Source organism: Neobacillus soli NBRC 102451 (assembly GCF_001591665.1).
In the GTDB taxonomy this organism is placed as follows: domain Bacteria; phylum Bacillota; class Bacilli; order Bacillales; family Cytobacillaceae; genus Neobacillus; species Neobacillus soli.
In genome coordinates this window covers 124,483-133,338 of the sequence record NZ_BCVI01000003.1, presented here as the reverse complement: position 1 = coordinate 133,338, position 8,856 = coordinate 124,483, and the positions used below count along the sequence as shown (strand labels likewise).

Sequence of the window (8,856 nt, the reverse complement as noted above, 5' to 3'; positions counted from 1 at the left end):
CGATGTTGACTTATCGTAGGACGGAGAGCGGAGGACACTAGCCGCCAGGGAGCTGGAGCTGGATTCAAAAAACTAGGTCAAAGTTATCCACACCTAAATGAATGTATAATTTCCTAGACCATAAAAAAAGGCCTCCCTGCCATAGGGAAGCCAACGTTTTGAAGGTTGTTGCTGTGCACTTAAATTATAGCTTGTATTTGGAATTCCTTCATTAGATAATCTTTTCCAATTAAGAAAGCGGAAGCGGCCGATTAGCGGCATCTCTCGTTTTATTACTTTTCTGGTTGTTTTTGAACTTCTATTTTAATTTTATTACTCACTAATACTCCGCAAATTTTACAAATTTCAACTTCGTTGTACAGAAGGCGGCATTGTTCGCAATAATACTTTTCCACAAAAACACACTCTTTTCTAAGAAAAATAAGACATTTATTTTTATCATATTTTCCACATACCAAAGTGTGACAAAAAAATGAAAATGGTGATTTATTTTATATTGGATGGATTATTCAATTACTTATATCACAGGTAAGACGTGATAGTTCACATTTTTTTCACATTTACTCCCTAGCAATTGTGATATAAATCACTGTTATACCAAGTTTTTATCATTAACATAGTAGATACCTAAGGAATGAACAATTTGTGAACTTCGAAATTCGGTATTTTTTCCTCGCAATTGTTTTGTATGATGTAAAAGAACTTACTATTTATTTTTCAATTTTCTTAAGGGGGGTCTTGGGGATGGCGAAAGCGGAACTGAAAACCAAACAAAAAACAGAAATAGAAGACAGCTCTTCTCTCAAAGGGACATTAGCGTCTGTTTTTATTTTGGGATTTTTTATTGTTGTCAGTTGGGTCGGTGTCTACTACTTATTCGTTGAACGCTTTTAATGATTGAAAGGGGGAAAGATTATGCATCTGCATAAATTAGAAAAAATTTGGCTAACTTTCGGAATCGGTGCACTCATTGTTTTCTTATCCGTAATTGGAGTAAGTGCCTTTTATCTTGGCAATAAACCGCCAAGTTGTTTAACAACGATAAATCCAGAAAAGGTTGATACAACAAAACCATTTAATAAACCTGGCCTCCATAAGGTTGAAGGTAAAGACTGGGACTATGAATTAGTATTTGTGGCTTCGGCTTTCTTCTATGATCCTGGTGCGGTAAAAGTACCGCTCGGTGCAAAGGTAAAAGTTATTGCGACAACGAAAGATGTTATTCACGGCTTCGAGGTAGCAGGAACGAACATTAATATGATGCTTGAACCGGGCTATGTCAGTGAATATACAACAACATTTGACAAGGCTGGCGAATTTTTAATTGTATGTAATGAGTACTGTGGTGCTGGACACCATTTAATGAGTTCGAAGATTGAGGTGGTAAAATAATGGTTGACTCTAAAGCTGCAAAAGTAAAAGTAAACCCGAGTGATGCAAAACTTTCAATGGCACACTTCTTTGTGGCATTTTCAGCGCTTGCCCTTGGAGGATTAATGGGCCTCTTGCAAACCCTGGTCCGTTCTGGTAAATGGGAACTACCATGGGGAATTGATTATTATCAAATATTAACTGTTCATGGCGTATTAATGGGACTTGTTTTAACAACATTCTTTATCATGGGATTTCAATATGCCGCAGTAAGCAGAACGACTGGCGGTCACTCCAATGCAGCTAGACGCACTGGCTGGATTGGCTTTTGGATCATGTTACTTGGTACTATAATGGCCGCAACAATGGTCTTACTTAAGGAAGCATCTGTTCTCTATACATTTTATGCACCATTAAAAGCACATTGGATTTTTTATTTAGGAATGACCTTTGTCGTGGTTGGAAGCTGGATTGATGGGGCTGCACAAATCATGACCTATGCAAGATGGCGCAAGAACAACCCAGGCAAACCTAGTCCGCTATTAAGCTTTATGTCGGTCATTAATACCGTTCTCTGGATTGTAGCTACGCTTGGAGTGGCAGCTACTGTATTATTCCAGTTACTTCCTTGGTCACTTGGTTTAGTTCCTACCGTTGATGTTTTAGTCAGCCGTACATTATTCTGGTACTTTGGACATCCGCTGGTCTATTTCTGGTTATTACCTGCGTATATGTGCTGGTATGCCATTATTCCAAAAATTATTGGCGGAAAAATATTTTCAGATTCATTAGCACGTTTGTCATTTATTTTATTGCTGCTTTTCTCCATTCCGGTTGGTTTTCACCATCAGTTAACGGAGCCTGGAATTGATCCAGCATGGAAGTTTCTACAGGTTGTGCTAACTTTCATGGTCGTTATTCCATCATTAATGACAGCATTCTCGCTATTTGCTACATTCGAAAGATACGGACGCTCTAAAGGAGCAACAGGTCTTTTTGGCTGGTTTAAAGTACTTCCTTGGGGTGATGCACGTTTTACGGTTCCATTTATCGGGATGGCCGCTTTTATCCCAGCTGGTGCCGGTGGTATTATCAATGCTTCCAACCAAATGGACCAAGTTGTGCACAATACGATTTGGATAACCGGGCACTTCCATTTAACTGCTGCTACTTCCGTGGTATTGACGTTCTTTGGAATTTCCTATTGGCTAATCCCCCATTTGACCGGACGTAAATTAACCAAAGCGATGAATAAATTAGGAATCATCCAGGCGTGGGTTTGGTTCATTGGAATGGTCTTCATGTCAGGTGCCATGCATATCCAAGGTCTCCTTGGCGGACCAAGACGCTCTGCCTTCTCTACTTACGGTGGTGCAAAGCAAGCGGCTGAATGGATTCCATATCAAATCGCCCAAGCAGTCGGCGGATCAATTTTATTTCTTGGAATTATTTTAGTGATCATTATCTTTGTGAATCTTGCATTCTTTGCCCCAAAAGGAGATGAGGAATTCCCAGTTGGTGAGGCAGAAAATCCAGAGGAAAAGGCACCAATGGTCTTTGAAAACTGGAAATTATGGCTTGGAATTACCGCTGCCCTTATTCTTTTTGCTTACACGATACCGTTTATCGATATCATTCAAAATGCACCTCCAGGCTCAAAAGGATTTCAAACGTGGAATAAATGGTAGTAATTTATGTTATACCTAATACCCGAAAAGGCTTCAATCACTTAGATTGAAGCCTTTTCATGGTATATTTCAACTTTTCTTTTATTAGGACGATTTATTAAGAAAACCGACATAAGAATAACAACCGTTCCTACCGCTTGGATGAAACCAAAACCCTCCTCATAAAGAAAAACGCTTAGGATGGTGGCCACCACTGGTTCTACCGTGGCAATAATTGCTGCCTTACTGCTGTCTGTTTTTTCAAGTCCTTTTGTATAGAGTAAATAAGCAATTACTGTTGGAACGAGTCCCAAACCGATACCATATAGCAGGACTTCCCCATTCATTAATAAATTCCCTTTTTTCCAGAGATTCGTTAATGGCAGTAAGGTGATCGACGCAATTAAAAAGGTATAAAGGGTCACTGTAAATGTTGGATATTTTTTTAAGGCAAACTTTCCAAAGATTGTGTATAAGGCGTATCCAAAGCCGGCACCAAGGCCAGTTATAATCCCGAAAGGATGAATGGACGCCGCAGATGTTAGATTGACTCCAGCTACTAACACACAGCCAACAATTGTCCCTGCAACAGACAGGATTTTTGCTGAATTCATTTTTTCCTTTAAAAATAAGTAGGATAATATAGTGACAAATGCTGGCGAGGTATATAGTAAAATTACAGCAAATGACAAATTCATTTGATTAATAGCAGAAAAATAGCACCAATTAAAAAGAACAATGCTACAGATACCCGTTCCAACAAACAGCCCTATATCAGGGAATTTAATTTTCAACTGTTTAGGGTATTTAAGAACACCAATAAATCCAAGCAGTATTGCCGCAGTTACTACCCTTATCGTAACAATCTCCATCGGGGTAAATCCAACCTCTGTAAGCTTCCTGACAAATATAGCAATCATACCCCATAATGACGCACTGCTAGCGATTAAAATAATCGGGATGGCCCTTTTCAATTTAACTGATAAACCTTTCCGTATTTCTCGTAAAGATAAGCAATTAAATAGTTTGCATTTAAGCCTTCGCCTGTTACATCTGTTAAAATTTCAAGCGGTTTTTTCATTTTTCCATATTGATGAATATTTCTTGTCAGCCATTCTTTTATTGGAAGTAAATTCCCCGTCTCTAATAATTGATCAAAATCTGGGAGCTCCTCACGCATTTTATGCTTAAATTGGGCTGCATACATATATCCCAATGCATATGACGGGAAATAGCCAAAGCTTCCCCCTGCCCAGTGGACATCCTGGAGAACACCCATTGCATCATTATCAGGACGAATTCCTAAGTATTCCTCATACATATCATTCCAAATCCTTGGCAGGTCACTGACCTCAATTTCACCATTAAATAAGCCCTTTTCAATTTCATAGCGAATAATTACATGAAGCGGATAGGTTAATTCGTCTGCTTCGATTCTAATGAATGATGGTTTTGATTCATTAATAGCCCGATAGAATTCCTCAATATCCACTTTGTCAAACTGATCATTGGCATATTTCTTTAAAGTTTCGAAATTATTTTTCCAAAATGGTAAGCTCCGCCCAACAATATTTTCATAGAAAAGCGATTGTGATTCGTGAATTCCCGTTGAAGTCCCCGAGCATAGCGGTGTACCAATCAAATCTTTTGAAACATTTTGTTCGTATAAGGCATGACCGCCTTCATGAATGGTTCCAAAAACAGCTGTCCGGAAATCGCCCTCATCATACTTTGTTGTAACACGTACGTCACCGGGACTTAAGCCAATTGCAAATGGATGAACCGTTTCATCCAGTCTTCCAGCGTTTAAGTTATAACCCATTTTGGCGAGAATCTCCAGACTAAATTCCTTTTGTTTTTCCTTTGGAAATGTTTCAAAGAGAAAATTGGTTTTAGGCTTATGGGTGGAATCTGAAATCTGCTTAACTAACGGTACGATTTTTTCACGCAATTCACCGAATACTTGATCAAGTACTTCTACCGTGATACCTGGTTCATACAAGTCCAGCAAAACATCATAGACATTTTTTTCATGGCCCCAGTAACTAACGAATCTCTTCGTCGTTTCCACTAGTTTCTCTAAGTATGGGCTGAACATATTAAAGTCTGATTTCGCTTTTGCTTCCTCCCAGACACTTTCTGCTTTTGATTGGAGAATAACAAACTCTTTGTATTCTTCGGCTGGAATTTTCTTATTTCGTTCGTATTCCTTTTTACATTCTTCAAGAATTTTCTTAGTTACCTCGGGCAGGGCCTTGTTAGATAAATTGGCTATGTATGCGGCCATTTCCTCGGAGGTTGACATTTTAAAAACTTCAGAGGACAACATTCCTATCACTTCCGAGCGTTGTTCTACACCCTGCTTGGGAGCCCCTGTTCTTAGGTCCCAATAAATGACACCCAGTGCCTCGTTATAACTAGACATTTTTTTCACATATTCTAAAAATTCTTTTTCTACTTGGGTTACATTCATTTCATTTCCCCCCCCCTTATTATACACGATTAAATTTTAACATATTATTCTGAAAAGTAGTTAGTTGTTCGATAATATGCAGAACAAAAAAACAACAGAAAGGGAATTCTGTTGTAAAATAACCTTATAGGGAAAAGAGGATGTTTCTTGAAAAATAAATATTCACGTAAAATGTTTAGTGAAGGTTACGTGTCCCTTTAATTCAAAAGACACTTGGACCAAAAATTACTTCTTATTAATGGCTACCTTCCATATTTCAGGACCCTCTTCAAGGTATTCCCAAGAAAATTGTTCAGGTCTTTCCATCATGAACTGATATAACAATGGTCTTGGATCATGGTCGTTCACGATCATCATTGTCTCGCCATTTGCTAATCCGTCAAAGCCATTAAAAATTGTTGGATGTTTCTCACGTGGTGGGAAATCTGGTACATTGATAACTTTTGCGTAGGTTTGCATCATTATCACTCCTTATAGTTTGTTAACTTCTCTTTTATTATAAGGAAACATCGGCTTATACTTAGTGCGTGTTATCACACTACTAAGATGATTTTGTTAATACGGAGGGTATGACAAATGCAGGAACTAATTGGAACATGTAAGTGCTGCAATAAGAAAATCTATTGTTTAGACGGCTTTTTTAATGGTGTCCTTACGGATGATAAAGAGGTTTATTGCTTTGACTGCTATGAAAAACAAAAAGCGGAAGCGCCTTGTTCAGCCCCGACAAGCGCTGGAGGGCCTGACGGAGAAGTCGTTCTTTGACTTCATTGGCAGGCGTGACACGACCTCGAGGGGCTAGGCGCTGGAGCTAGACATCTCACTAAGGAAAAAGAAAATCCGCAAAGCTAAGCTTTGCGGATTTTCTTTTATTCTATTATTCTTCATCATCATCCAATGCTAAATCCTTAACTGGAAGCAATTCTCCCTCTTTATGCGTTGGTTTACGTAAATTAAACAATGCCTTAATACAGAATACCAATAATACTACTACGCCAATAAGGAAAATGGTGTCAGGCACCGCTCGCCATGTTAATAATGTTGCAACAAGATCCTTTTGTAAGAATGCTGCTGAACGCGATGCAGCATACCCATGGTAGAAAGCTTCTTTAATTTGGATAAAACCGACAGGAAGTAAGGATAAGAAGACCATCCCTGCAAGGCCGACGTTTAACAGAATACAGCTGACTTTAAGCCACTTATCATTCCACGTCTCTGGTTTGACAATATTTCGTAATGAGTATAGCAGGACAGCAATTGCAAACATACCGTATACACCCATCATTGAACCGTGGCCATGTGCTGGTGTTAAGAATTGTCCGTGTTCAAAATAGCTGACTGCTGGTAAGTTAATTAAGAATCCAAGTACACCTGCCCCTACCAAGTTCCAGATGGCAACAGAAATTAAGAACCAGAAAGTTCCTTTATAAGGGAAGTCTACACCGCCCTCACGCATCATTTTGTATTGCTCATAGGCTTCTAGGATTAACAATGTTAATGGAATGACTTCCATAGCGGAAAATACAGCACCAAGGCCTAACCAAACTTCCGCGGAGCCATTATAGTAGTAGTGGTGACCAATGCCGATGACACCGCTGCCTAACAACAAAATTAATTGGAAATACAATTGTCTAACAGTTGATTTTTTTGTTACTAGACCTAATTGAACTAATAAGAATCCAATCACAACTACTGCAAATACTTCAAAAATACCTTCTACCCATAAGTGGATAATCCACCAGCGCCAGTAATCAGCGAAAGTAAAGCTAGTACTTGGGTCAATGAATAATGCAAATACATAGAAAGCTGGGACAGCAATTGCCGCATAGAATAAGAGATGGATCAAGCCGCCCTTATCCGTTTCTCTCTTAAGACCAGCCCTAATTCCCCGATAAACAATAAACAGCCAGATGAACATGCCGGCAATTAGAATAAGCTGCCAAATACGTCCCAATTCAATATATTCCCATCCTGAGTGTCCGAACAGGAACCAGTTGTTGCCTAAGTAGCCATTTGTACCAAGCCACTCACCAACCATACTGCCGACAACAAGGACTACCAAGGCACAAAATAAAATATCGACTAATAAACCTTGTTTTTTAGGCTCATAACCGCCAACGAGCGGTGCCACATAAATTCCCATTCCAAGCCATGCAGTAGCAATCCAGAAAATAGCAAGCTGCAGGTGATAACCTTTTGTAATGTTGAAGGGAAGAATTTCATGTATCCATTTCATTCCGAAGAAACTATCAGGTTCTATGTAATAGTGAGCAAGTAATGCCCCGAACATACACTGGACAAAGAATAAGGCTGCTACAATCACAAAATATTTTCCGCTTTTTACCTGAGAATTTGTTACAGGCATTTTCCGTAAATCAATTTGCGGGAAATTTCCTTCCTTATAGGCTTCTTTCATCCCGAATTGATAGCGGTAGAAAACAAATAGGATGATTCCAACCATTAATACAAATAATGTAATGCTGGCACCGCTCCACCAAATCGCCGAGAACGATAAATGATTTCCGGCATCTTCATAGTATGGCCAGTTATTCGTATAGGTGATTTTATCACCCTCACGGACGGTACTTGAAAGCCAGGCAGTCCAGAAGAAGAAGTCGGAGATTTGCGTAATTTGGTCCCCTGTTGCAACATAGGCACGGTGGTCTTTTGGTAGATCCGCTTCTTTAATAAGATTAGCCTTTAAACCCCACCCGTCACCTTTCGAAAATATTTCTTTATAATGCTCCCTTACTTTTACAAGTCCAAAAGCCTGCGCGTTTGTTAGCTGCATTGTATCGCTGCTGCTATCATAGCGATTTTTTCGCATTTCTTTTATAACTTTATTTTTAATCAGGTACTTTTCATCCCCATTTAATGAAGCGAAGTCCAAATCATACATTTCTTTTGCTTTAAAATCTTGCATTCCTTCAGTATAAATCTTTAGGGACTCAGCCGTATAATCGGGCCCCATATATGAACCATGTCCTAGCACGGTGCCATAATCCATTAAACCATATTTTTGAAAAACAGCCTGGCCGCCCATAATCGTATCCTTTGTAAATAGCACCTCTCCTTTTTCATTAGTCACCTCTACAGGTCTTGGGGCCTGCTCCTTAAAAATCCAATAGCCGCCAGCAAGTAAGACTGTAAAGCTAAGTAATATAGTAACCATTAAAATGGATTTCAATAATGCATTTTTATTGGTCTTCACCATTTTTCCCGTTGGTGTTCGCCGTTGTATTTCCATGCCTATCATCCTCCCCTATTTCATTACAGTTTGTATTTTAACTTTGAAAATCAATTCACAAAGTGAAACACTTCATCTTTTTAGTGTGAGATTTGTCA

General features: G+C 39.0%; 8 protein-coding genes. 4 read left to right on the top strand and 4 right to left on the bottom strand.

Going from position 1 to position 8,856, the window contains the following annotated elements; genetic code table 11:
• Window positions 1-744 precede the first annotated feature (744 nt).
• From BSO02S_RS01215 to BSO02S_RS01205, 3 genes are read left to right on the top strand one after another with little or no spacing between them, the layout of a single operon-like run.
• Entirely contained in the window at window positions 745-894 is a 150-nt protein-coding gene (locus tag BSO02S_RS01215; RefSeq protein ID WP_066061149.1) for a cytochrome c oxidase subunit 2A, read from the top strand.
• A gap of 21 nt (window positions 895-915) precedes the next feature.
• A complete protein-coding gene (locus BSO02S_RS01210) occupies window positions 916-1,392 on the top strand; it encodes a cytochrome c oxidase subunit II (protein WP_066061147.1) in 477 nt (158 codons plus the stop codon).
• Window positions 1,392-3,059 (top strand): b(o/a)3-type cytochrome-c oxidase subunit 1, encoded by a 1,668-nt coding sequence (locus tag BSO02S_RS01205; RefSeq protein WP_066061144.1) that lies wholly within the window; start codon window positions 1,392-1,394, stop codon window positions 3,057-3,059. Before BSO02S_RS01210 ends, BSO02S_RS01205 begins: the two co-directional genes overlap by 1 nt.
• Before the next feature lie 41 nt (window positions 3,060-3,100).
• On the opposite strand, the gene BSO02S_RS01200 is transcribed toward BSO02S_RS01205, so the two are convergent.
• From BSO02S_RS01200 to BSO02S_RS01190, 3 genes are all read right to left on the bottom strand, one after another.
• Entirely contained in the window at window positions 3,101-4,012 is a 912-nt protein-coding gene (locus tag BSO02S_RS01200; RefSeq protein ID WP_066061141.1) for a DMT family transporter, read from the bottom strand.
• Window positions 4,009-5,511 carry a carboxypeptidase M32 gene (locus BSO02S_RS01195; RefSeq protein WP_066061137.1) on the bottom strand — a complete coding sequence of 501 codons (1,503 nt, stop codon included), beginning with the start codon at window positions 5,509-5,511 and terminating at the stop codon, window positions 4,009-4,011. The genes BSO02S_RS01200 and BSO02S_RS01195 overlap by 4 nt, the downstream gene beginning before the upstream one ends.
• 225 nt (window positions 5,512-5,736) lie before the next feature.
• Window positions 5,737-5,970, bottom strand: coding sequence for a DUF2249 domain-containing protein (locus BSO02S_RS01190; protein ID WP_066061134.1), 234 nt, complete (start codon window positions 5,968-5,970; stop codon window positions 5,737-5,739).
• 117 nt (window positions 5,971-6,087) lie between these two features.
• Between BSO02S_RS01190 and BSO02S_RS01185 the strand changes: the two genes are divergently transcribed.
• Window positions 6,088-6,276, top strand: coding sequence for a hypothetical protein (locus tag BSO02S_RS01185; protein WP_066061133.1), 189 nt, complete (start codon window positions 6,088-6,090; stop codon window positions 6,274-6,276).
• A 112-nt stretch (window positions 6,277-6,388) separates the two neighbouring features.
• Here the strand turns inward: BSO02S_RS01185 and BSO02S_RS01180 are convergent, their stop codons facing one another.
• Window positions 6,389-8,758, bottom strand: a complete 2,370-nt coding sequence (locus BSO02S_RS01180; RefSeq protein ID WP_066061130.1) for a nitric-oxide reductase large subunit — start codon at window positions 8,756-8,758, stop codon at window positions 6,389-6,391.
• Between the last annotated feature and the right edge of the window lie 98 nt (window positions 8,759-8,856).